Here is a 21872-nt window from a genome sequence, read left to right on the forward strand (position 1 = left end):
GGGGGTTCACATCACTGTGCACAGGCGCAGCATCTCGGCCGCGACAGCGCTCGCGGTCCTCTTCAGCTCGGCGGCGCTGATCGCGAGCACGGCCGGTACGGCAGCGGCCGACTCCGCCAAGACGCTTCCCGTCTCCTCCGTGGGAGACCTGGTCGTGGACGGCGCACACCAGCGCGTCTTCGTCAGCGACCCGCAGCAGGGCAAGATCATCGCGACCGACTACTCGGGCACGGTACTCGCGACCGTCAGCGCGCTGCCCGGCGTGGAGGGGCTCGCCCTGAACGCCGCGTCGGACCGCCTGTACGCGGCCGTCCCGGGCAGCGACGCGATCGTGGCGCTCGATCCGACCACCGTCACCGTGACCGGGCGGTTCCCCACCGGCGCCGGTACCGACCCGCGCAGCCTCGCCGTCACCGGCGACACGGTGTGGTTCGGGTACGGACCGTCCGGCGAGGGCGACATCGGCTCCCTGGACGTGGCCGGCGCCGAGCCGGTCGTGACGCTCGACCAGGCGCAGGCGAGCGGCTGGTACAACGCCCCGCTGCTGACCGCGGCCCCGGGCTCGCCCGGCACCCTCGCGGCGGCGGACCGGGAGGGGTCGGGCGGCGCGCTGCGCGTCTACGACGTCACGTCGGGCCGCGCGGACCAGACCGCGGCGGCCGGCGCCTCCGGACGGATCGCCGACGCCGCGTTCACCCCGGACGGCAGCAGGATCATCACCGCGACGCCGGGCGGCACCCACACGGTCTGGCAGACCTCCGACCTGCCCCGGGCCGGCGCGTACGAGACCAACACGCACTACGCGAACGGTGTCGCCGTCGCCGCCGACGGTACGGTCGCGGCCGGCACGTTCTCCTGGTACGACCCGGACGTGCACGTGTTCCTGCCGGGCGGCACCAGTCCGGTGCGGCGTTACGACTTCCCCAACACCGGTACGCACAGCGGTGCCGACACCCTCGCCGAGGGGGCCCTCGCCTGGGACCCGGCGGGCAGCCACCTGTTCGCGGTGTCGAGCAACAGCGAGGGCGTCCACACGCTGCGCTCCTTCACCGACTCCACCAAGTCGGTGCCGACGGTCACGGTGACCGCCCCGGCCGGCGCGACCCGGGCGAAGCCGCTCACGGTCACGGGCAAGGTCAGCGCGACCGTCGCGCTGCCGGCCGGTACGCCGCTGACGGTGACCCGCTTCGACGTGGAGACCCCGGCGGGCAAGGCGCTGGCTCCGGTGACGACCGACGCCTCCGGCGCGTTCTCGTTCACCGACACCCCGCCGGCCGGCGGCACGGTCACCTACAAGGTCTCGTACGCGGGCAGCGCCACGCACGCCGCGGCCACCGCCTCCACGAAGGTCCAGGTCTCCCGGGCCGCGGTGTCCCTGACCCTCACCGGCAACGGCACCGTGCACGGACAGGGCGCCGACGTGAAGTTCACCGCCCGGCTCGGCACCACGTACAAGAACCGCGTCGTCGAGATCTGGACCGACCCGTACGGTGCCGACGCGCCCAAGCGGCTCCTCAAGCGCGGCACGGTCGACGCCAACGGCAACCTGTCCGTCGTCGTCGACATGACCCGCGACACGACGGTCACGGCCGTCTTCGCGGGTGACGCGCGGTACGCCCCGAAGACCGTGAAGTCCACCGCGTACGCCAAGGTGCGGATCGCGACGGCGCTCTCCGGCCACTACAGGACGGGCACGATCAGCGGTATCGGGCACCACTACTACCGCAAGTCCGCGAGCCCGGTGGTCACCACGACCATGTCGTACTACACGGGCCGCAAGCAGCGGCTGGAGCTCCAGGTGTACTACGACGGCCAGTGGTACGGCAGCACCGAGTACTTCGCGCTGAGCAGCAGCGGGGTATCGCGGGTGTCCCTCGGGGCGCCCGGCGAGGCCGGCATCCGTGCCCGGGTCCGCTCGTCGTACATCGACCCGTCGTCGGGTGACAGCGCCAACTACACGACCCACAGCGGCTGGAAGTACCTGTACTTCACCAACTGACCGCCCGGCTCAGAAGAGCCCGCCCTGTACGCCCCGGGGTACGGCGGTGACGGGAACCGTGAGGAGGTCCTCCTCCCCGGCCCCGGCCAGCCCCCAGCCCGTCATCAGGCGGGTGTCGAGCACGATCCGGCGCCCGTCCGGCACGACCAGGTGAAGGTCGGGCCCGGCGGCGGCGACCAGCGTCCCCGTGAGGCGGCCGCCGCCGACGAGCTCGCTCACCACCCCGTCCAGCCCGTCGACCATGCCGAGGCCGAAGACCCCGGCATGGTCGGCGACATCCAGCGGCAACCGCTCCAGGGTCTCCGCCCAGCCGGGCACCCCGACGGCCCGCCGGTACAGCGCCGCGACCTCCGCCGCCCGCTCCGGTTCACCCGGGAGCCCCACGCGGGCGACGCGCTTGGTGGCGTACGGGATCCGGTCGGGCACCCCCAGCGCCGTGCCGAGCACCTCCTCGGTCCGCCGCGCCGCCATCAGCGGGCCGCGCCCCAGCCAGGTGTACGCGACGGCCCCCTGCTCCCGCAGCCGCGCGTCGCCGCGCTCCTCGGCCGTGATGCCGACCTTGACCATGCCCGGGCCGAACCAGGCGAGGTACACCCGGAAGACCCGCGCGTCATCCGGAACGGTGTCCGCCGCCACGGAGTGGGCCCTCTCCAGCCGCGCGCACTGCGGGCACCGCCCCCCGGTGGCGCGCCCGCCCACGACGGCCCCCACCGGACAGGGGTTCCCCCGCGCCCCAACGCACCGCCGCTCCCCCTCCACCCGGAACCCGATCCCGCGCCCGTACGCCAAGGCACTGAGGCGCCCGCCCTCCCACACCAGCACGGGCCCGTCCCCGCCGCCCGGCCACCGCACCCCCCTGCACCGCCACACCATGCCGCCCACGTTACGGGGAATGGCGGAACGTTCCTGCGGTGAACACACGAGCCCATCCGGCCCACCCGGCGGCGCCGCCACCACTCGGACGGAACGATGAGCGGCTTTCCCTACCGGTGTGATCAAACGACTGACGCGCGCCGCCACGGCCGCCGCACTCGCCGCCCTGCCCCTGACCCTCTCGACCCCGGCCACCGCAGCCCAAGCCGCCGAGACCCTCCCCCTCGCCGAAGCGGTCGCCACCCTCCCCCTCGCCACCGAGTCCCGCGCCGGCTACCAGCGCACGAGCTTCCGCCACTGGAACGCCGGCGCCATCTCCGACGACGGCTGCAACACCCGCGCCGAAGTCCTCCTCGCCGAAGCCACCGAAGCCCCCCGCGTCATGCCCGGCTGCCAACTGATCGGCGGCCGGTGGTGGTCCTACTACGACCAGACCTGGGTCACCCCCTCCGGCCTCCTCGACATCGACCACATGGTCCCCCTCGCCGAAGCCTGGGACAGCGGCGCCTCCCAATGGACCGCCAAACGCCGCGAGGCCTACGCCAACGACCTCGGCTCCCCCACGTCCCTGGTCGCCGTCACGGCCCGCTCCAACCGCAGCAAGGCCGACCAGGACCCCTCCGAATGGCTCCCCCCGGCCCAGGAGGTCCACTGCCAGTACGCCGCCGAATGGACCGCCACCAAACTCCGCTGGTCCCTCACCCTCGACCCCACCGAACGCCAGTCCCTCACCACCCTGGCCGCCACCTGCCCCCACACCACGGTCACCTACGAGCCCGCCCCGTAGCAGTGACCGGAGATGGCCAGCGTCAGCGGCATGCCTATAGAGAGCGTCGAGGCCCTCCTGATCTCCGACTTCTACCCGCGCCAAGGTCGCCGAAGTTGTGAGTAGGTGCCGCCTCTATTGGTCAGATCGACGCTAAGTCGCCGAACTCAGATGCCCTCGAGGTTCATTCTGCGATGCTGGAGGTCGATCGAGAGGGGCCGCAGCGATGCAGTGGAAGATCCACGGGGAACGTCCGATCTACGAGAACAGTTGGGTGAACCTGTGGCTCACCGACGTCGAGACGCCGGACGGGAACCGCTGGGAGCACCACGTCGTTAAGCTCCGGCACTTGGCCGTGGCCGCCGTGGTCAACGAGCGCTGCGAGGTGCTGATGATGTGGCGGCACCGGTTCATTACGAACGCCTGGGCGTGGGAGCTACCCATGGGGTTGGTTGAAGAGGGCGAAACGCCGGGCGCGGCGGCGGCCCGCGAAGTCCTGGAGGAAACCGGCTGGCGCCCCGGTCCGATCACACCGCTGATCTACGCCGAGCCGGCCAACGGCATCACCGACTCCCAGCACCACGTCTTCCGGGCCGACGGAGCGACGTACGAGGGACCGCCAACCGAGAAGAACGAGTCGGACCGGATCGAGTGGATCCCGCTGGCCGACGTACGGGGCATGATCGACCGCCGTGAGATCGTCAGCAGTGGCTCCCTCGTCGGGCTGCTGTACGTGCTCATGGACGAGGCGATCCGCTGACCTGGCGGGGCAGTATCTCCCGGAGCCGGGCCTCGAATGCCACCGCGGCTGGTTCCCGGCGGAAGGGCTCCATCTGCTCGTAGAACTCCCGGAGGTGGCCGGCGACTCGTTGTGAGCTGACGGCCGCCGCCTCGGCCAGGGCGTCCATGGCCGTGTGGCATGCCTCATCGAGTTTGCCGCGCTGGAGCTGGGTGCGGGCGAGCCAGAAGGCGTGGAAGGCGCGGCCTCGGTGGTTCGTCTGGTGTTCTCGGCGGAGGGCATCCGCGATGAGAGGTTCGGCAAGGGCTGCTTCACCCAAGCGGCCGTGCGCGATGCCGGTGTCCACGATCAGCTTCGGTTCGTCGAAGTAGGCGACCCAGGCCGGGTCCGGATCGCCGATGCTGATCCGGCCGAACTGGGTGTGGGCTTCCGAGATCGCGGAGTGGGTCGCACTGTGGTTGCCGAGAGTGGCGTGGGCGAAGGCTTCACGCATCGCGAGCATGGCCAGTACGCGCGGTGTCGTCCCCGCGGCCGCTCGGGCCTGGTCCTGGGCGGCCGTGACGAGTGCGAGGGCGTCGCCGGGCTTGTCCTGGTAGGTGGCCTGGAGGCTCATGCAAGCGAGGACGTTGGCCATGAACTGGCGGTCGTCGATGGCCTTGGCCAGTCCGAGGGCTTCGGTGAAGTAGGCGCGTGCCTGGTTGTACTGGCGGGCGTCGAAGTAGGTCCATCCGGTGAGTCGGGCCAGCTCGGCCGCGATGCCGTGCAGGCCGTCCCGCAAAGGAGCCGGCCGCTGTTCCTTGAGGAGATCAACGACGTAGCGGAGTTGGCCGACGACCGCCGGCCGTAAGGTCTCGCCACCGTGCTCGTCGTCCCGGCGCCAGTAGTCCGCGATCGACGAGTGCAGCGCGTCCAGCGTCGACGGGCTGAGGTCCCGCTCGGCCGCCAGGGCGAGGATGCTGTCGACGTCCGCGCCTGGTAGTCCGGCGGCCAGCGGTTCGACGGCTGCGGTCGGCGCCTCGGCCGGTTCGCGGGGCATGACCGTCAGGCTGGGTGGTGTCTCCCAGGAGCGTCGGGCAAGGCCGAGCATGTGTCCGGGGATGCGCAGCCCGTCCGAGATCCGTTCGATCACGTCCATGTGCAGCAACTGTCGTTGCCCTGCGATCACCTCGCCCACGCGGCTCGGGGTCAGGTCGCAGCGGCGCGCGATCATCGACGGATAAATGCCTGCTCGTGCTTTGACCAGATGAAAGATGCGGCCGAAGTCTCTGGCCTGGCATGCCTCGATCATCACCAGGTCTGTGAGCAGGCTGACCGGGAGTTCCTTCGAGCGAAATGGCTCGGGCATCGGGCACGCTCCGGCATGAGGACTACGGATCGCTGCGCTTTGGTCAACCGAGGGTGATGTTACCCAAGTTGGGTAATCCGCTTGGCCTTTCTGGCCGGTCTCGCAGATCGCGATGCTCCTCTCCATGGCGAACGGACAGGACAACGTACGAATGACGTTGCGGGTCTCCCGCGACTCCGGCCGGACGTGGGGGCCTCTCAGGGAGGTACGTGTGGGCGAGAACCCGGTGGTCCCGGAGAACCCTGGCCGCTTCCCGCCGTGCGTATGCCCCCGGTGCTCGAAGCGGGAACCGAACACCACCGCGTCCTTCCGGATGGTGTCGTGATGCGGTGCGCGCACTGGCGTCGAGTGCCCTTCGGCCTGGCGCGGGAAGCGCGGGAGAAGTCGACCGCCCCGTACATCGACAGGGCGGTGCAGTGCCAACTATCCGCACACGACGAGGGCGAGCACTTCGGTCTCCTTGCCGACGCCGGCACGTACGGGACCGCGCTGTGGCTCCGCTGGTATGAGGCGGGCGAGGCACGACTCGTCGTACTTCCGGACTGCTCGGTGGCCGCCCCGGGGCCCGACGGCGAGGGCTGTTGCTTTCTTCACCGACCACACCAAGCAGCACACCTGGGAAGACGCCCTGGAGGAGGTCTCGTGCACCAGCTGACCGTGAGCCCGCACAAGCCCCGGCGTCCTCGCTCGCCTCGCAACGAGAGCTGCGGGGACTGCGGCGGCAGTGGCACCAACTCGTCCGGCAAGACCTGCGGCACCTGCAACGGCCTTGGCGAGACCCACTGCCGCGCCGACCGCCAGGAGCCCCGCGCGCTGTCCCGCTCCGTGATCCGGAAGGAGGGCCACCGATGGCCCACGCTCTGATCGCCTCCCCGTTCCTCGACGGACACCTGCTCCTCAGCCCCGGAGCGAGGGCCGGGGCACGGCTTCCCGCCGACGACTACGAGCAGATCCGTCAGGCCGTCGCCGACGGTCGGAGGTTGCCCGCCTGGGCGGTGCAGACGGCCGCCGACGTGTGGGGCCTGGACCTGATCGGCCGGCCCGCGCGGGGCACAGTGCTGGTGCGTGAGCCGTCCCCGTACGGCTACTGCCGCGCCTCCTGGGAGATCAACCTCGGCTGCAACTTCGGCTGCAAGCACTGCTACCTCGGCGAGCGGCCCTTCTCCGGCCTCGGCTGGAAGGACAAGGTGCGGCTGCTCGACATCATGCGCGAGGCCGGTGTCCTCTGGCTCCAGATCACCGGTGGCGAGCCCACCATGGATCCCCACTTCCAGGGCGCCTATCGGTACGCCTGGCAGGCCGGGATGATGCTCACCATCTCCACCAACGGCTCGCTGCTCTGGCGGCCGGACCTCCTCAAGCTCTTCCGCGACTGCCCGCCGTACCGGCTGGTGGTCAGTATGTACGGGGCGAGCGAGGAGTCCTTCGACACGCTCACCCAACGCCGCGGGGCGTGGAAGGCGTTCCGGCGCGGCATGGACGCCGCCCGCGAAGCGGGCCTGCCGCTGCGTATCAACGTCGTGGTGACCGAGGACAACGCCGACGAGGCCGACGAGATGGCTGCCCTCGCCGAGGAGTGGAACGTCGAGAACCACGCGTACACGAACATGACGCCCACGATCTACGGCGGCGGAGAGCCGCTGCTCGCCCAGTCAGCCGCACACCTGCGCCAGCGCAAGCCGTTCGCCGGCTGCAACGCGGGACACACCTTCTTCCATGCCGACCCGCACGCCAAGGTCTCGATCTGCAAGGTCGGGCGCGACGACCAGATCGACCTCATGGCCGAAGGCATCGACGGCCTCACCCGGCTCGGCGCTATCGCCGACCGCCTCATGCTTCGCACCGGTGGGTGCGAGGGCTGCGCCCTGTCCGGCACCTGCCGGGTCTGCCGCCCCCTGGCCAAGCACTACCAGGAGGCCAAGGCGCCACTGCACAGCTACTGCCAGCACGGAGACAAGGAGAACGCCTCATGACCCCGCCCGTACCGGTGACCATCCTGTCCGGCCCGCCGGCCTCGGCCCGCCGCGCGGCCCCGCCCGTCGCAACCGCGTCGATCACCGCCGTCCAGGACCTCGACGTGATCGTGGAGAGCGCGGAGTGCTCCTGCGACGCCGGCGACGACAACCCCCACTGACCCACCTGATCTGGTCAACTCCGTTCAGGCCCCGGCGTACTCGCGTCGGGGCCTGAGCCCTGCCCGTCCCGCCACTAGGGTGCCGCTCATGTTCTTCCGCTGGGACTGGCTCCGGCCCCAACTGACCGCGCCGATCGTGCCGACCCTCGGTCCCGTCCACCCCGACGCCCTGACCATCGGCATCTTCGAGGACACCCTTCGAACGGCCGACACCGGGGAGTTCCTTCCATACGACAAGGACCGGCGCTGGGGTGGTGAGAAGGACGAGAAAGTCCTACGCGAAGTTGTGGTCCATCAGCCCGAGCACACCCTCGTCCCCACCCTGACCCGGCGCGGACGCGGCACGGTGAAGGTCTTCGCCTTCGGGCTCCGTGACAGCGTCGTGGAGGAGGCCGCCGGACTGGCAACCAAGCTCGCCTCCACGCACGACGTGGCGGGCGCCCGGGTCGTACGCCCTCTCGGTCCCGAGACCGCACACCCGCGCGGCACCCGCATCCAGATGAAGGACTTCACCACCGGCCCCTGCCCCGCCCCGGAGGGCCCGGTCCGGCCCGTCACCGACTGGCCGGCCGCCGTGCAGGAGACCTTCGCCCCATTCGCCGAGGCCATGGCCGCCGACGGCCTGGCCTTCCTCCACGCCCAGATGCAGGCCGGCCGACACGGCCCGGTTCTCACCGCCGCAATCGAGGACCGCATCGTGGGCGCGATCGGCCCCATGGAGATTCAGCCAGACGCCATTGGACGCCCACAGCTCATGCCCCAGTACTTCGCCGTCCTGCCCGAAGCCCGAGGACAGGGCCTAGGCCGCGTCCTGTGGCGGGCAGCCATGCACTGGGGCCAGTCCCACGGCGCCACCTATCAACTCCTCCAGACCGAGATCGGCGGCCCCTCCGACCGGCTGTGCCAGGCCGAAGGACTCGCCTCCCTCGGCTTCACCTACGCCACGTCCGCATAGCTCCGGACCGCGCCACCTTCTCTGGTCGGCTGACCCGTGCCGTTGGCGACCTCAGCCACAGAAAGTCAGCCACGGCGGCGGGTGCGCCGAACAAGCACCCGCCACGTGTGTCTCCAGCAACCACCCACCGGCCCCGGCCACGTTTCCCCAGTGCGTCACAGCCTCGGCCACGTTGCAGCCTGAGCGCTGCCACCAACCTCGCCGGATGGGTGGGCGGGAGGCCGATCGCCGGGTCACGCCTGGTTGACCTCCACAGTGGCCGGTGCTGACTTGGCAAGCGTCCCGCAGATCCTCCACCGCGAGACCAAGGCCGAGGACTCGGACGACTTCCTGCCGCTGCCCCCGCTGTGCCTGAAAGCCCTCCGCATGCGCCGCGCTCAGCAGCTCGGCGACCGGAAGGCGGCCGGGGAGCTCTGGCAGGACACTCGCGGGCTGATCTTCACCACGAAGTACGGCACCCCGATCGAGCCGGGGAACCTCACCCGGATGTTCGGCCTGCGTGCTCGCCGTGCCAGCCTTCGGGTCATCCCGCTCCGGAACACCCGGCACACGGTCGCGGCCCTGCTCGTCGTCCTCGGAGTCCACCCGAAGGTGGCACAGCGCATCCTGCGGCACTCCCAGATCTCGATGACCATGGAGGTGTACGCGGAGGCGAGCGACACGGACGTACGCAATGCGATCGGCAAGCTGTCCGACGCGATGGGCGGCACCGGCTGACACCCGGTTGCTGTACTTCGCGGCTGTACGTACCGGCAACGCGAGAGGCCCCGGATCTCTCCGGGGCCTCTCACCTGTGTGCACTCGGCAGGATTCGAACCTGCAACCTTCTGATCCGTAGTCAGATGCTCTATCCGTTAAGCTACGAGTGCTTGTGCTTCCCGGGCTTTTCTGCCCGGTCGGCGTTGCGGGAACAACATTACATGACCTGCGCCGTCACGCGAAATCCGTTACCCGCACCCCCTCTGACCTGGGCAAATACCCCTGGGCAAGATCCGGGACCCCCGGAACGGCCGAAGCCCCGGCCGTGGGGCCGGGGCTTCGGGTGGTGCGGCGGAGGCGGAGGGATTTGAACCCTCGATGGGCTTTAAGACCCAAACCGCATTAGCAGTGCGGCGCCATAGACCGGACTAGGCGACGCCTCCAGTGCGCGCACTCGCGCAGGCGCGAGTGGTGCGTGCAGATGATGACACAGCCCAAGGGGGTGTCACCAATCGATCCCCACGGTACTAGGCGGGCGGGGCGCAGGGCAAAGGCGTTCCGCGGGGGTGGCGGCGGTCGGCTTGCGCAACGCGCGGGGGGCTGGAGCGTTAGTGGGGTGAGGGATGCCGGGCATCCCGACGGATCCGTACCCCCAGGAGTTCGTATGCTGCGCCGCCTCGTCCTCACCTCCGCCGCGTCCCTCGCCGCGCTCGGTGCCGCCGCGCCCGCCGCCGTCGCGGGCGGGAGCGGGCCCCTGCCGTTGCCGCTGCTGGCCGGGACCGACTCGCTGACCATCACCGTGAAGAACTCGGGCAACCCGATGGCGGACGGCACCTTCGAGCTGAAGTGCGGTCTGCGGACCGCCGAGGGGAACCACCCGAAGGTGCAGGACGCGTGCAACCGGCTCGACGAGCTGGCCCAGGAGGGCAGGGACCCCTTCGCGCCCGTGGCCAAGGGCCAGATGTGCACCCAGCAGCACGGCGGGGACGCCACCGCGCACGTCACCGGGACCTGGCAGGGCCAGGACGTGGACGCCCACTTCAAGCGGACCGACGGCTGCGAGATCGCCAGGTGGGACGCCCTGAAGCCGGTGCTGCCGATGGCCCGGTCGTAGAGGAACCCGCACACAACCGCCGTCGGGCCCACATCACCTGCCTTTAGACTCCCTCCAGTGACAGGCCGAGTGGGAGGAAGCGTCGTCGTGAGCAGCAGGCCATCCCGAGGCGCTGCTCGCCTCGCAGCCATACTCGACGCGCTGCCGGACGGGCTCGTACTCGTCAACTGCAACGGCACGGTCGTCAACGCCAACACCATCGCCCTTGAGATGTTCGAGGCGCCCGGTACGGCGCTGGTCGGGCGCGGGCTGCTCGATCTGCTGCCCGCGTTCGACTCCCGGCTGATCCCCGGCTCGATGCGCCGGCCCGAGGCCGCCGACGAGCGCGGCCGGACCAAGCCGGCCCGGATGATCGCGCGGCGCACGGACGGCAGCGAGTTCCCGGTCGAGGTGACCAGCGCGAGCCTGGAGGACGGGCGCGAGGCGTACGACTCGTACGGCAGTACCTATACGGGTGACGAGCTGCTGATGCTCGTGGTGCGCGACCTGTCCGGGACGATCGACACCGAGGCCGAGCTGGCCCGCTCCCAGCGGCAGACCGAGATGATCCTGCGCGCCGCCTCCGAGGGCGTCGTGGGCACGGACACCGACGGGCGGATCGTGCTCGTCAACCCGGCCGCCGCCCAGATACTGGGCTGGCGGGCCAGCGACCTGGGCGGCAAGGAACTGCACGGGCTGATGCTGCACTCCCGGGCGGACGGGGAGCCGTTCCCGTTCGAGGAGTCGCCACTGGCCGACACCCTGCGGTCCGGGCGCAAGCACCGGGTGCGCGGACAGGTGGTCTGGGCCAAGGACGGTTCCCCGGTGCCGGTCGACCTGACGACCGCGCCGGTACGGGACGGGGAGCAGTTGGTCGGTGCGGTGATGACGTTCACCGACCGGCGCCCCTACGAGGAGCAGGAGACCCGGCACACGGCCGAGGTCGCCGAGCTGACCGAGCGGCACACGGCCGAGGTCACGGAGCTCACCGAGCGGCACGCCACCGAGATGGCCGACCTCAGCGAGCGGCTCTCCGTCGAGATCGAGCAGCGCGAGGAGCGGTACGCGGCGCTGGCGGCACGGCACGCCCAGTTGACGGCCGTGCTGGGCGACTCGCTGCGCGGGCCGCTGGAGGAGCTGCGCCGCGAGCTGGGCACGCTGGCCGCCGACCCGGCCGGTCAGCTCTGGCCCGAGGCGAACCAGGTGCTGCACCATCTGGCCGCCGGCTACGCCCGGATGACGACGCTCGTCGACAACGTGCTGGGCTACCAGCGGCTCGACGTCGGTGAGGAGTCGCTGACGAAGACGAAGGTGCTGCTCGACGCGGTCGTCGCGGCCGGTGTCGAGGGCGCGGTGGAACTCATCGGCCCCGGGCGGGTCCAGTTCGCCGTGCACGCCCCGCCGATAGAGGCGGAGGTCGACGGCGTACGGATCTCGACGGCGCTCGCGCACCTGATCGCGGACGTGGCCGGGGTCGACTCCACCGGGAAGACCCGGCCGGTGCCGGGCGGCGGGTACGTCGACTCGACGATCGTCGTCGCGGCGGCGCAGCGCGGCGACGTCGTACGGATCGAGGTGCGCGGGCCGTACGCCGGTGGCGACCCGGTGCACGAGCCGATCGTGCGCGGGATCGTCCGGGCGCACGCCGGTGTGCTCCAGACGCACGAGGTGCCGGGGATGCCCGGCAGCGCCTATGTGCTGGAGGTACCGCTGGGCGAGGGCGCCGGGACGGTGAAGCCGGTGGCGGAAACGCCGGTGGCTGCCGAGGCTGCGGGGGCCGCTGGGGCTCAGGTGGCTTTGGGGGCTCAGGGGGCTGCGGCGACTTCGGTGGCCGCAGGGGCTCCCGGGGCTCCGGGGACTTCAGGTGCGGTCGTGCCCGCGCAGGCGTCCGGGGACGCCTCCGGGGGCGGCACTTCCGGCGGCGGGACGTCCGGTGGCGGGCGGCGACGGGCGCGGCGCGCTTCGACCGACGCCTTCCTGGGCAGCCCCGTGCAGGCCGAGGACCCGGTGGCCGCCAAGCCGACCGGGCGGCGTCGCGGGCGGCCGAGTCCGGCGGAGGCGGGCGTGGCCGGAGTGCCGGCCGAAGGGGCGGTCGTGACGGCCGCCGAGAGCGCGCAGGGCCGGGCGGCGCTCGGTGAGACGGTGCCGCCGCAGGGCGTGCCCGCGGACGCGGTGCCGGTTCCGGCTGCCGGGCGGCGGGCGCGGCGCGGCGGCGAGGGTGCCATGCCGGCGCTCCCGGCGGCCGCGGCCCCTGCTCCGGCTCCCACTCCCACCCCTGCTCCCGCTCCCGCCGCCGAGCCGGCCGGGCGGCGGGCCCGCCGGGCGCTCGGGGCGGCCCAGGACCGGACGGCACCGGCGCCCACGCCCGCTCAGGCGCCCGAGGGCGGTGCCCGTACCGCGTTCGCGCTCCCGCCCGCCGAGGCGGACCGGCGCCCCGAGGAGCGCCCCCACGACGAGGGCCGCCACGACGCGGTAGGTACCGAGCCGGGCGCCGACCACACGCCGCCGCAACCGCACCCGGTGCAGCCGCACTCGCCGCAACCGCACCCAGTGCAGCCGGCTCCGGCGCCCGTCCCGGCGCCCGCTCCCACGGGGCGTCGGCGGGCCGCGCAGGAGACGACCACCGGGACCGGCAGCGGCACCGGTTCCGTACCGCTCCCGCCGGAGGTACCGTCGGGCGACGCCGGGGCCTCCAACGGCCAGGGGCGGTCGTTCAGCGTGCGCACCCTGGGCCAGGGCGTGCCGTTCGCCCAGCAGGTCGCCCAGCAGCAGTCCTCGGGCTCCGGGCGCCGCCGCAAGCTGGCCACGCCCCCGGCGGAGGGTGAGCGGCCGGCCGCCGTGCCCGAGCAGGGCGCCCGGCCGCATCCGCAGCCCCCGGCCCAGCCGCAGCCACAGCCCCAGCCCGCGACACCGGCCCCGGGGACGCCCACGCCACCGCCGCAGCGGCTGTCCGCCCCCGCCGAGGGGCGGGCGTACGAAATAGGAGCACCGGACGAGGACGCGGCCGAGGGCCCGGAGCCGCTGGACGGGCCGGGGGGCGCCGTGGAGGTGGCCAACGAGCCGCCGCCGCTGCCCGTCGACGACGAGCTGCCGCCGGAGCCGCTGGACAACCCGCGCCGGCTGCTGGTGTGGCCCGCCCCGGACGTCTCCACGCAGGCGGCGCTCAGCGAGCGCGGCTACCGGCCCGTCATCGTGCACTCCCGCGAGGAGGTGGACGCCCAGATCGCCGCGTTCCCGGCGGCCCTGTTCGTCGACCCGCTGACCGGGCCGATCACGCGCACGGCTCTCCAGTCGCTGCGCCAGGCGGCGGTGGCGGCCGAGGTGCCGGTGCTGCTGGCGGCGGGGCTGGGCCAGGCGACCCGGGAGGCGGCGTACGGCGCCGATCCGGCCGTACTGCTCAAGGCGCTGGCCCCTCGCGACAGTGAGCAGCACCCGTCGAGGGTCCTGCTCATCGAGGAGCAGGAGGAGATCGCGCTCGCGCTGACGGCGACGCTGGAGCGGCGCGGGATGCAGGTGGCGCGGGCGGCCACGGACAGCGAGGCGGTCACGCTGGCCGCGCAGATGCGGCCGAACCTGGTGGTGATGGACCTGATGCAGGTGCGCCGCCGCCGGGCCGGGATCATCGACTGGCTGCGGGCGAACGGGCAGCTCAACCGGACGCCGCTGGTCGTCTACACCTCGGCGAGCCTCCAGCAGGCGGAGCTGCCGAAGCTGTCGTCGGGCGAGACGGTGCTGTTCCTGGCGGAGCGGTCGACGAGCGCCGAGGTGCAGTCGCGGATCGTGGACCTGCTGGCGAAGATCGGTACGAACTGACGCGGGAGGGGCGCCCCGGGGAGGGCGCCCCTTGTCACGTCGTCACAGGCGCGTGACGTCCAGCTCGCCGTTCGCGTACTGCTTGCGGATCACCTTCTTGTCGAACTTCCCCACGCTCGTCTTGGGCACCGCCGGCACGATCGCCCAGCGCTCGGGGAGCTGCCACTTGGCGATCGACTCGCCGAGGAAGGCGCGCAGCGCCTCGTAGTCCACCGTGGCGCCCTCCTTGAGGACCACCGTCGCCAGGGGCCGTTCGCCCCACTTGTCGTCCGGGACGGCGACGACCGCCGCCTCCGCGACCTCGGGGTGGGCCATGAGGGCGTTTTCGAGCTCCACCGAGGAGATCCACTCGCCACCCGACTTGATGACGTCCTTCGCCCGGTCGGTCAGGGTGAGGTATCCGTCCGGGCTGATCACTCCGACGTCGCCGGTCTTCAGCCAGCCGTCCGCCGTGAACTTGTCCTCGGGCCGCAGCGGTTCACCGGCGGCGCCGCCGTAGTAGGCGCCCGCGATCCATGGGCCGCGGACCTCCAGCTCGCCCGCCGACTCGCCGTCCCACGGCAGGACGTCGCCGCCGGGCCCGGCGAGGCGGGCCTCGACACCGGCGGGGAAGCGGCCCTGGGTGATGCGGTACGGCCACTCCTCCTCCGCCGTGAGACCGGCGGGCGGGTTGGACATGGTGCCGAGCGGCGACGTCTCCGTCATGCCCCAGGCGTGGCAGAGGCGGACGCCGAGCTTGTCGTACGCCTCCATCAGGGACGGCGGGCAGGCGGCGCCGCCGATGGTGACGGTGGCCATCGAGGAGAGGTCGCGGGGGTTGGCGGTGACCTCGGCGAGGAGGCCCTGCCAGATGGTGGGGACGGCCGCCGCGTGCGTGGGCTTCTCGCGCTCGATCATCTCGGCGAGCGGGGCGGGCTGGAGGAAGCGGTCCGGCATCAGCATGTTGACGCCGGTCATGAAGGTGGCGTGGGGCAGGCCCCAGGCGTTCACATGGAACTGGGGCACGACCACCAGGGTCGTGTCCTTGTCCGTCAGCCCCATCGACTGGGCCATGTTCACCTGCATGGAGTGCAGGTAGATGGACCGGTGGGAGTAGACCACGCCCTTGGGGTCGCCGGTGGTGCCGGAGGTGTAGCACATGGCGGCGGCGGAGCGTTCGTCCAGCTCGGGCCAGTCGTAGGTGGTGGGGCGGCCGGCGATGAGCTCCTCGTACTCGTGGACGGCGGGCGCGGCGCCGTCGAGGAGCGAGCGGTCACCGGGGCCGGAGACCACGATGTGCTCGATGGTCGGCAGGTGCGGGAGCAGCGGGGCGAGGAGCGGGAGGAGGCTGCCGTTGACGAGGACGACCCGGTCGGCGGCGTGGTTGACGATCCAGATGAGCTGCTCGGGGGGCAGCCGGAGGTTGAGGGTGTGGAGGACGGCTCCCATGGAGGGGATCGCCAGGTACGCCTCGACGTGCTCGGCGTTGTTCCACATGAGGGTGGCGACCCGGTCGTCACCGGTGACGCCGAGTCCGTCGCGCAGGGCGTTCGCGAGCTGGGTGGCGCGTGCGCCGGCCTCCGCGAAGCTGCGGCGGTGCGGGGCGTCGGCGTCGCCGGTCCACGTGGTGATCTGCGATGTCCCGTGAATCGTCATCCCGTGGTGGAGGATGCGGGTCACAGTCAGTGGTACGTCCTGCATGGTGCTCAGCACGGCGTCCTCCCGTGGGCGCGCGGGTTTCGACCCGGGGGTGCCCCCCGGACCCCCTGACAGATGGGTGTGCCGATTCTGCGCACATACCGCGCGGTATGTCACTACCCGGGAGTAGATCGGGACGGGGCGATCACCGTACGGGGGAAAGCTCCGGGTCCTCGCGGAGCTTGCCGAGCGCCCGGGAGACGGCGCTCTTGACCGTGCCGACGGAGACCCCGAGGACCTCCGCCGTCTGGGCCTCGCTGAGGTCCTCGTAGTACCGGAGCACCACCATGGCCCGCTGGCGGTCGGGCAGCTTCATCACCGCGCGCCACATCGCGTCGCGCAGCACCTGCTGCTCGGCCGGGTCCGGTTCGGGCAGCCCGATGGGTTCGGGCAGTTCGTCGCACGCGAACTCGTCGACCCGGCGCTTGCGCCACTGCGAGGTGCGGGTGTTCAGCAGCGCGCGGCGCACGTAGCCGTCGAGCGCGCGGTGGTCCTCGATGCGCCCCCAGGCGACGTACGTCTTGGCGAGGGCGGTCTGGAGCAGGTCCTCGGCGTCGCACGGGTTGGCGGTCAGCGACCGGGCGGTGCGCAGCAGCACCGGACCCCGGGTCCGTACGTACGACGAGAACGACGGGTAGGAGGCGTGTCCGGTGGCGGCGGTGGAGGCCCCGGTGCAGACGGTGCCGGCGGTCGCGGTCATAGGTACACGCTATGAGCGGGTGCGGCCCATGGGGATCGCCCACAGGTGCCGAACCCGGGTCCGCCTCAGGTTGTAGGGCCGCCGCCGGCCGGACCTCCTGTGGGTGGAGGTGCGGGGCGTGGGGGTCAGGGGTCGAGGTCGGGGGCCGGGGTCGGGGACCGGCGTCACGGGCCCGGGGCCCGCGCGGCGCGGGTGAGGGACCGGGGTCAGGGACCGGCGTCAGGGACCGGCGTCCGGGGCGGTCAGGATCAGGGCGGAGGTGGGTACGCCGGTACCGGCGGTCACCAGGGCCGTGGCCGCGTCGGGGACCTGGTTCACGGAGGTACCGCGCAGTTGGCGGACGGCTTCCGCGATGCCGTTCATGCCGTGCAGGTACGCCTCGCCGAGCTGACCGCCGTGGGTGTTGAGGGGAAGGGCGTCGGCGGCGACGTAGTCGGCGGCCTCGCCGCGGGCGCAGAACCCGAACTCCTCGAGCTGCATCAGCACGAAGGGCGTGAAGTGGTCGTAGAGGATGCCGACGTCGATGTCGGCGGGGCGGAGGCCCGAGGTGCGCCAGAGCTGGCGGGCGACGACGCCCGTCTCGGGCAGGCCGGTGAGGTCGTGGCGGTAGAAGCCGGTCATCGCCTCCTGCGCCCGCCCGGCTCCTTGCGCGGCGGCGGCGACCACGGCGGGCGGGTGGCGCAGGTCGCGGGCGCGCTCGGCGGTGGTGACGACGAGTGCCTGGCCGCCGTCGGTCTCCTGGCAGCAGTCGAGGAGCCGCAGGGGCTCGGCGATCCAGCGTGAGGCGGCGTGGTCGGCGAGGGTGATGGGCCGGCCGTAGAAGTACGCGGCGGGGTTCGTGGCCGCGTGGCGGCGGGCGGTGACGGCGACGTGGCCGAAGGCGTCGGGGGTCAGGCCGTACGTGTGCAGGTAGCGCTGGGCGGCCATCGCGACCCAGGAGGCCGGAGTGAGCAGCCCGAACGGGAGCTGCCAGCCGAGCGCGGCGCCTTCGGCGGAGGGCTCGCGGTGCTGGACGCCGGCGCCGAAGCGGCGGCCGGAGCGTTCGTTGAAGGCGCGGTAGCAGACGACGACCTCCGCGACGCCCGTGGCGACGGCGAGGGCGGCCTGCTGGACGGTGGCGCAGGCGGCGCCGCCGCCGTAATGGACGCGGGAGAAGAAGGACAGCTCACCGATGCCGGCCGCCTGGGCGAGGGTGATCTCGGGGCTGGTGTCCATGGTGAAGGTGACCAGGCCGTCGACGTCGGCGGTGGTGAGCCCGGCGTCGTCGAGGGCGGCGTGCACGGCCTCGACGGCGAGCTTCAGCTCACTGCGCCCGGACTCCTTGGAGAACTCGGTCGCGCCGATCCCGACCACGGCCGCCCGTCCGCCGAGCGTGTCGGCCCCGCGTACGCTCACGGTCCCTCCACCCCCGTGACCGTCACCGTGCCGGTGACGTGGTTGCCCAGCCGGTTCGCGCCGACGATCCGGACGGTGACCGTGCCGGATCCGTCGTCCACGTCGGTCACCGTGCCGGTCAGCGTCATCGTGTCGCCGGGGTGGTTGGGCGCGCCGAGCCGGATGGCGACCTTGCGGAGGCGGGCCCGGGGGCCGAAGTGGTCGGTGACGTACCGGCCGACGAGGCCGTTCGTCGTCAGGATGTTCATGAAGATGTCGGGGGAGCCCTTCTCCTTGGCGAGCTCCGCGTCGTGGTGCACGTCCTGGTAGTCGCGGGAGGCGATGGCGCCCGCGACGATCAGGGTGCGGGTGATCGGGATGCGCAGCGGCGGCAGTTCGTCCCCGGGCCTCATCCGGCTCCTCCCTCCCCCACTCCTCGGAAGACCGGCAGTTCCAGGTCCTCGTCGACGCGCTGGAACTCCAGCCGGACCGGCATGCCGATGCGCACCTTGTCGTACGGGACGCCGATGACGTTGCTGATCACGCGGACGCCCTCGGCCAGCTCGATGAGCCCGACCGCGTAGGGAGGGTCGAAGGCCGGGAAGGGCGGGTGGTGCATGACGACGTACGAGTACACCGTCCCCTCGCCGCTCGCCGCGACCGTGTCCCACGCGCCCGACCCGCACGCGTTGCAGCCCGGCAGCCAGGGGAAGCGGAGCGTGCCGCAGCCGGTGCACCGCTGGATCAGCAGCCGGTGCGCGGCGACGCCGTCCCAGAACCCGGCGTTGTCCCGGTTGATCACGGGCCGGGGCCGCCGGTGCTTCCGGCGGGGCCCGGCGGGCGCGTACTTGAGGATCCGGAAGCGGTGCGTACCCACGAGCCGGCCCTCCACCCGTACGTCCGTCCGCGTGGTGACGAAGTGCCCGGTCCCCAGCTTGGTGGTCTTGCGCCCGGACACGGACTCGATCACCGCGTCGAAGGTGACGGCGTCGCCGGGGCGCAGGTCGCGGACGTACTCCTGCTCGCAGTCGGTCGCGACCACCGCGGTGCAGCCCGCGCCGTCGAGGAGCGCGAGCAGCTCGTCGTACGCGTCCGAGCGGCCGGTGCGGCCCGTGTGCCCGGACAGGCCGCCCATGGTCCACACCTGGAGCATGGTGGGCGGGGCGATGGCGTCGGGCCCGGTGTACGCGGGGTTGGTGTCGCCCATCGCCTCGCACCAGTGCCTGATCATGGGCGCGTTGACGGGGTCCTTGCCGGCGCCGGCGGTGGTGGCGGGCCGTCCTTCGTATGCCTTCAGCCGTTCGTCGTCGTCCAGGCCGTCCGTCTGGTCCAGCTCGTCGGTCACAGTTTCTGACTGTCCGTCAGATATCTGCCGGCTGTCAAGACGGCGGGGACGACGAACGGCCTGTACGCCGGTAGTGGAGTACCGCCGCACAGGCCGCCGTTCACCTCGTCCCCATGACCCCCTGCGGGCCGGCCTACCAGAGGTTGGTGAAGGTCACCGTGGGGGTGGTCTGACCCACGGCCGTGAAGCCGGGGCCGTTCGCGCTCGTGGTGTTGCTCTGGTTGGAGCCGCCGCCGTTGGCGACCTGCTGACCGGTCGTGGAGTTGCCCGCGTTCTGACCGCCGACACCGCTGCCGCTGATCGAGGCGGCGGACGCGTTCGATCCGTCGCTCGCGATGCCACCGGTGTCAGCGTGGGCCACACCCCCGAAGAGCCCGACGGCGAGGGGCAGGGCGGCGACAGCGGCGATGACGCGAGCGGTACGGATGCTTGCCATGTAAGTCCTCCAAGAACCACGTGCGGAAGTACGGCTGGTTCCCAGGCAGTTGGCCGACCGTCCTGGGCGAGTTCTCGACGTCGCGGTTCAAGAGTTGCCCACCGAATCCCCGGCGAACCAGCCCGGAGCACCCATTTCCCCCGCAAGCGTGAGGACAAGTCGATAAACATCCTCAGCTCGCCCAAAACCGCAGCTCAGGGCGCGGCAGGCGGCTGGAGGGCCGCACGAGGCCGCCGCACCCAAGAGGAGAATCGTTCCGGCGCATTTTCAGCCAATCTTTCCGCCCTCCCGCCTCTCCCCCTTCCCCCTCCCCCACCCTCTTCCCTTATTCGAACGGGAGTACGAGCATGGAGTCATGGCCGCTACAGACCGGCGCTCCGCCACCCTGGCCCTGGCCCACGCCCTGTCCGCCGCCGAGCGGGGTCTGCCCGTCATCCCGCTGTCGCCGACCAAGCTCCCCGCCCTGCCGTCCCCGCACCGCGGCACCCCCGGGCCGGCTCCCTGCCGAGGCGAGTGCGGCCTGCCCGGGCACGGCGTCCACGACGCGACGGCCGACCCCGCCGCCGTACGCGCCCTGTTCGCCCTCGCGCCCTGGGCGACCGGCTACGGCATCGCCTGCGGGCGCCCGCCGCACCACCTGATCGGCGTCGACCTCGACACCGCGCCGGCCGTACTCCAACGCCTCGCCCTGGAGCGCGGGTTCACCGTTCCCGCCACGGTCACCGTCCTCACGCCCAGCGGCGGGCGCCACCTGTGGCTGACCGGTCCGCCCGACGTGGCCGTCCCGAACTCGGCCGGGCGCCTCGCCCCCGGCATCGACATCCGGGGCGCCGGCGGCTACCTGGTCGGCCCCGGCTCGGTCACCGCCCGCGGCGCCTACCGCCTGGCCCCCGGGACGGCGGCCCTGCCCCCGGCGCCCTGCCCGCCGGCCCTCCTCCGCCTCCTGACGCCCCCGCCGCCGGCGCACGCCCGCCCGAGGCGCGCCGAACCGCACGGCGAGGGCCTGGTCCGCTTCGTGCTCGCCGCCCGCGAGGGGCAGCGCAACACCCGGCTGTTCTGGGCGGCTTGCCGGGCGTACGAGAACGGCATCGGCGACGACCTCGCGGACGCACTCACCGACGCCGCCGTACGCACCGGCCTCACCGCCCACGAGGCGCGCGCCACCATCGCCTCGGCGGCCCGCCTCACGGTGCCGAGAGAAGCAGGTGGCCGGCGAGCGCGGTGATCAGGGCGCTGGACAGCAGGGCGGTGACGAGCCGCCCACGGCCGCCCGTGAGCACTTTGCCGAGCAGCGCGCCGCCGCAGGCCAGCAGCAACTGCCAGCTCGCGGACGCGAGGAAGGCGGCGAGCACGAAGACGGCCTGCGCCGGCCCGCCCGCGTCACCGGCGCCACGGCTGCCGATCACCAGCGCCGCGAAGTAGATCACGGTCATGGGGTTCAGCAGGGTGATCCCGAGGAGTCCCAGGTACGCCCGCAAGGCCCCGACCGGCGCCTCGTCGTCCCGCGCCGCCGTCTGCCGCCGCCGGTACTGCCGTACGGCCACCACGCCACCGCGCGCGGCCAGCGCCACCAGCACCACGGCCGACGCCCACCGCAGCGGCACCATGACCGGTTCGAGGACCGGCCCGAGCGCGGATCCGCCCAGGGCGGCGACCAGCGCGTACAGTCCGTCGGCGGTCGCAACGCCGAGCGCGGCGCACGCCCCGACCTTCAGCGACGTCCGGGCGGTGAGCGCCACGAGATACGCCCCGACGGCCCCCACCGGTATGGCGATCCCATACCCGGCGAGCGCCCCCGCGACCAGCGCGGCGATCACGGGCGCACGGAAGCCGGCTCCCGCCACGGCCGCCCGCACTGCTGTCGCCCGCGCACCGGACGTGCGGCGGCGGACGGCGACGGGCGGTGGCTACGAGGGGTCATGCC

General features: G+C 72.4%; 19 protein-coding genes, 2 tRNA genes and 1 pseudogene. 11 read left to right on the plus strand and 11 right to left on the minus strand.

Annotation, left to right across the window (positions count from 1 at the left end; translation table 11 throughout):
• Positions 1–16: 16 nt before the first annotated feature.
• Entirely contained in the window at positions 17–1999 is a 1983-nt protein-coding gene (locus ACZ46W_RS15685) for an Ig-like domain repeat protein (RefSeq protein WP_468337257.1), read from the plus strand.
• A gap of 9 nt (positions 2000–2008) precedes the next feature.
• Here ACZ46W_RS15685 and ACZ46W_RS15690 read toward each other — a convergent pair whose 3' ends face one another.
• Positions 2009–2872 carry a DUF2797 domain-containing protein gene (locus ACZ46W_RS15690; protein ID WP_468337260.1) on the minus strand — a complete coding sequence of 288 codons (864 nt, stop codon included), beginning with the start codon at positions 2870–2872 and terminating at the stop codon, positions 2009–2011.
• 118 nt (positions 2873–2990) lie between these two features.
• Here ACZ46W_RS15690 and ACZ46W_RS15695 point away from each other — a divergent pair, with 118 nt between their 5' ends.
• Together ACZ46W_RS15695 and ACZ46W_RS15700 are read left to right on the plus strand one after the other, a co-directional pair.
• The gene (locus ACZ46W_RS15695; protein WP_468337263.1) at positions 2991–3659 is read left to right on the plus strand and encodes an HNH endonuclease family protein; all 669 of its coding nucleotides are present in this window, start codon (positions 2991–2993) and stop codon (positions 3657–3659) included.
• Positions 3660–3864: 205 nt separating this feature from the next.
• On the plus strand, positions 3865–4398 hold the full coding sequence (locus tag ACZ46W_RS15700; RefSeq protein WP_468337266.1) for an NUDIX hydrolase: 534 nt from the start codon (positions 3865–3867) through the stop codon (positions 4396–4398).
• On the opposite strand, the gene ACZ46W_RS15705 is transcribed toward ACZ46W_RS15700, so the two are convergent.
• Positions 4376–5722, minus strand: coding sequence for a hypothetical protein (locus tag ACZ46W_RS15705; RefSeq protein ID WP_468337270.1), 1347 nt, complete (start codon positions 5720–5722; stop codon positions 4376–4378). The genes ACZ46W_RS15700 and ACZ46W_RS15705 overlap by 23 nt on opposite strands.
• A 642-nt stretch (positions 5723–6364) precedes the next feature.
• Here ACZ46W_RS15705 and ACZ46W_RS15710 point away from each other — a divergent pair.
• The 5 genes and pseudogenes from ACZ46W_RS15710 to ACZ46W_RS15730 form a co-directional block, all read left to right on the plus strand.
• Positions 6365–6586 (plus strand): hypothetical protein, encoded by a 222-nt coding sequence (locus tag ACZ46W_RS15710; RefSeq protein WP_468337273.1) that lies wholly within the window; start codon positions 6365–6367, stop codon positions 6584–6586.
• Entirely contained in the window at positions 6571–7695 is a 1125-nt protein-coding gene (locus ACZ46W_RS15715; protein WP_468337277.1) for a radical SAM protein, read from the plus strand. The genes ACZ46W_RS15710 and ACZ46W_RS15715 overlap by 16 nt, the downstream gene beginning before the upstream one ends.
• Entirely contained in the window at positions 7692–7856 is a 165-nt protein-coding gene (locus ACZ46W_RS15720) for a hypothetical protein (RefSeq protein WP_187748669.1), read from the plus strand. Before ACZ46W_RS15715 ends, ACZ46W_RS15720 begins: the two co-directional genes overlap by 4 nt.
• A gap of 88 nt (positions 7857–7944) precedes the next feature.
• Positions 7945–8811 carry a GNAT family N-acetyltransferase gene (locus ACZ46W_RS15725; RefSeq protein ID WP_468337280.1) on the plus strand — a complete coding sequence of 289 codons (867 nt, stop codon included), beginning with the start codon at positions 7945–7947 and terminating at the stop codon, positions 8809–8811.
• A 285-nt stretch (positions 8812–9096) separates the two neighbouring features.
• Positions 9097–9528 (plus strand): annotated as a pseudogene (locus ACZ46W_RS15730) (tyrosine-type recombinase/integrase); the annotation flags it as partial.
• Between the two features lie 79 nt (positions 9529–9607).
• Here the strand turns inward: ACZ46W_RS15730 and ACZ46W_RS15735 are convergent.
• Both ACZ46W_RS15735 and ACZ46W_RS15740 read right to left on the minus strand, forming a co-directional pair.
• Positions 9608–9680: transfer RNA gene (locus ACZ46W_RS15735), tRNA-Arg, on the minus strand.
• A gap of 182 nt (positions 9681–9862) precedes the next feature.
• Positions 9863–9953, minus strand: a tRNA-Ser gene (locus ACZ46W_RS15740).
• A gap of 221 nt (positions 9954–10174) precedes the next feature.
• Here ACZ46W_RS15740 and ACZ46W_RS15745 point away from each other — a divergent pair.
• Together ACZ46W_RS15745 and ACZ46W_RS15750 are read left to right on the plus strand one after the other, a co-directional pair.
• Entirely contained in the window at positions 10175–10624 is a 450-nt protein-coding gene (locus ACZ46W_RS15745; protein WP_468337283.1) for an SSI family serine proteinase inhibitor, read from the plus strand.
• An 87-nt stretch (positions 10625–10711) separates the two neighbouring features.
• On the plus strand, positions 10712–14416 hold the full coding sequence (locus tag ACZ46W_RS15750) for a PAS domain-containing protein (protein WP_468337287.1): 3705 nt from the start codon (positions 10712–10714) through the stop codon (positions 14414–14416).
• Between the two features lie 42 nt (positions 14417–14458).
• Here ACZ46W_RS15750 and ACZ46W_RS15755 read toward each other — a convergent pair whose 3' ends face one another.
• The 6 genes from ACZ46W_RS15755 to ACZ46W_RS15780 form a co-directional block, all read right to left on the minus strand.
• Positions 14459–16108, minus strand: coding sequence for a long-chain fatty acid--CoA ligase (locus ACZ46W_RS15755; protein ID WP_468337289.1), 1650 nt, complete (start codon positions 16106–16108; stop codon positions 14459–14461).
• 130 nt (positions 16109–16238) lie between these two features.
• Positions 16239–16793 carry a SigE family RNA polymerase sigma factor gene (locus ACZ46W_RS15760; RefSeq protein ID WP_468337292.1) on the minus strand — a complete coding sequence of 185 codons (555 nt, stop codon included), beginning with the start codon at positions 16791–16793 and terminating at the stop codon, positions 16239–16241.
• A gap of 219 nt (positions 16794–17012) precedes the next feature.
• Entirely contained in the window at positions 17013–18188 is a 1176-nt protein-coding gene (locus ACZ46W_RS15765) for a lipid-transfer protein (RefSeq protein WP_468337296.1), read from the minus strand.
• Complete coding sequence (locus ACZ46W_RS15770) at positions 18185–18580, minus strand: MaoC family dehydratase (RefSeq protein ID WP_468337299.1); 396 nt, start codon at positions 18578–18580, stop codon at positions 18185–18187. The genes ACZ46W_RS15765 and ACZ46W_RS15770 overlap by 4 nt, the downstream gene beginning before the upstream one ends.
• Entirely contained in the window at positions 18577–19512 is a 936-nt protein-coding gene (locus ACZ46W_RS15775) for a bifunctional MaoC family dehydratase N-terminal/OB-fold nucleic acid binding domain-containing protein (protein WP_468337302.1), read from the minus strand. Before ACZ46W_RS15775 ends, ACZ46W_RS15770 begins: the two co-directional genes overlap by 4 nt.
• Before the next feature lie 133 nt (positions 19513–19645).
• The gene (locus tag ACZ46W_RS15780; RefSeq protein ID WP_468337305.1) at positions 19646–19948 is read right to left on the minus strand and encodes a hypothetical protein; all 303 of its coding nucleotides are present in this window, start codon (positions 19946–19948) and stop codon (positions 19646–19648) included.
• A gap of 355 nt (positions 19949–20303) precedes the next feature.
• Between ACZ46W_RS15780 and ACZ46W_RS15785 the strand changes: the two genes are divergently transcribed.
• Positions 20304–21173: a bifunctional DNA primase/polymerase gene (locus tag ACZ46W_RS15785; protein ID WP_468337309.1), complete on the plus strand. Its 870-nt coding sequence runs from the start codon at positions 20304–20306 to the stop codon at positions 21171–21173.
• On the opposite strand, the gene ACZ46W_RS15790 is transcribed toward ACZ46W_RS15785, so the two are convergent.
• The gene (locus ACZ46W_RS15790) at positions 21133–21765 is read right to left on the minus strand and encodes a LysE family transporter (RefSeq protein WP_468337312.1); all 633 of its coding nucleotides are present in this window, start codon (positions 21763–21765) and stop codon (positions 21133–21135) included. The two genes, ACZ46W_RS15785 and ACZ46W_RS15790, sit on opposite strands and share 41 nt — an antisense overlap.
• Between the last annotated feature and the right edge of the window lie 107 nt (positions 21766–21872).

Source organism: Streptomyces sp. NPDC031064 (assembly GCF_055570965.1).

Bases quoted from the DNA above. Each gene is read 5' to 3' on its own strand.
- ACZ46W_RS15745 (WP_468337283.1), top strand. From the start codon at position 10,175: ATGCTGCGCCGCCTCGTCCTCACCTCCGCCGCGTCCCTCGCCGCGCTC.
- ACZ46W_RS15705 (WP_468337270.1), bottom strand. From the start codon at position 5,722: ATGCCCGAGCCATTTCGCTCGAAGGAACTCCCGGTCAGCCTGCTCACA.
- ACZ46W_RS15780 (WP_468337305.1), bottom strand. From the start codon at position 19,948: ATGGCAAGCATCCGTACCGCTCGCGTCATCGCCGCTGTCGCCGCCCTG.
- ACZ46W_RS15715 (WP_468337277.1), top strand. From the start codon at position 6,571: ATGGCCCACGCTCTGATCGCCTCCCCGTTCCTCGACGGACACCTGCTC.
- ACZ46W_RS15720 (WP_187748669.1), top strand. From the start codon at position 7,692: ATGACCCCGCCCGTACCGGTGACCATCCTGTCCGGCCCGCCGGCCTCG.
- ACZ46W_RS15770 (WP_468337299.1), bottom strand. From the start codon at position 18,580: ATGAGGCCCGGGGACGAACTGCCGCCGCTGCGCATCCCGATCACCCGC.
- ACZ46W_RS15700 (WP_468337266.1), top strand. From the start codon at position 3,865: ATGCAGTGGAAGATCCACGGGGAACGTCCGATCTACGAGAACAGTTGG.
- ACZ46W_RS15785 (WP_468337309.1), top strand. From the start codon at position 20,304: ATGGCCGCTACAGACCGGCGCTCCGCCACCCTGGCCCTGGCCCACGCC.
- ACZ46W_RS15725 (WP_468337280.1), top strand. From the start codon at position 7,945: ATGTTCTTCCGCTGGGACTGGCTCCGGCCCCAACTGACCGCGCCGATC.
- ACZ46W_RS15760 (WP_468337292.1), bottom strand. From the start codon at position 16,793: ATGACCGCGACCGCCGGCACCGTCTGCACCGGGGCCTCCACCGCCGCC.
- ACZ46W_RS15690 (WP_468337260.1), bottom strand. From the start codon at position 2,872: ATGGTGTGGCGGTGCAGGGGGGTGCGGTGGCCGGGCGGCGGGGACGGG.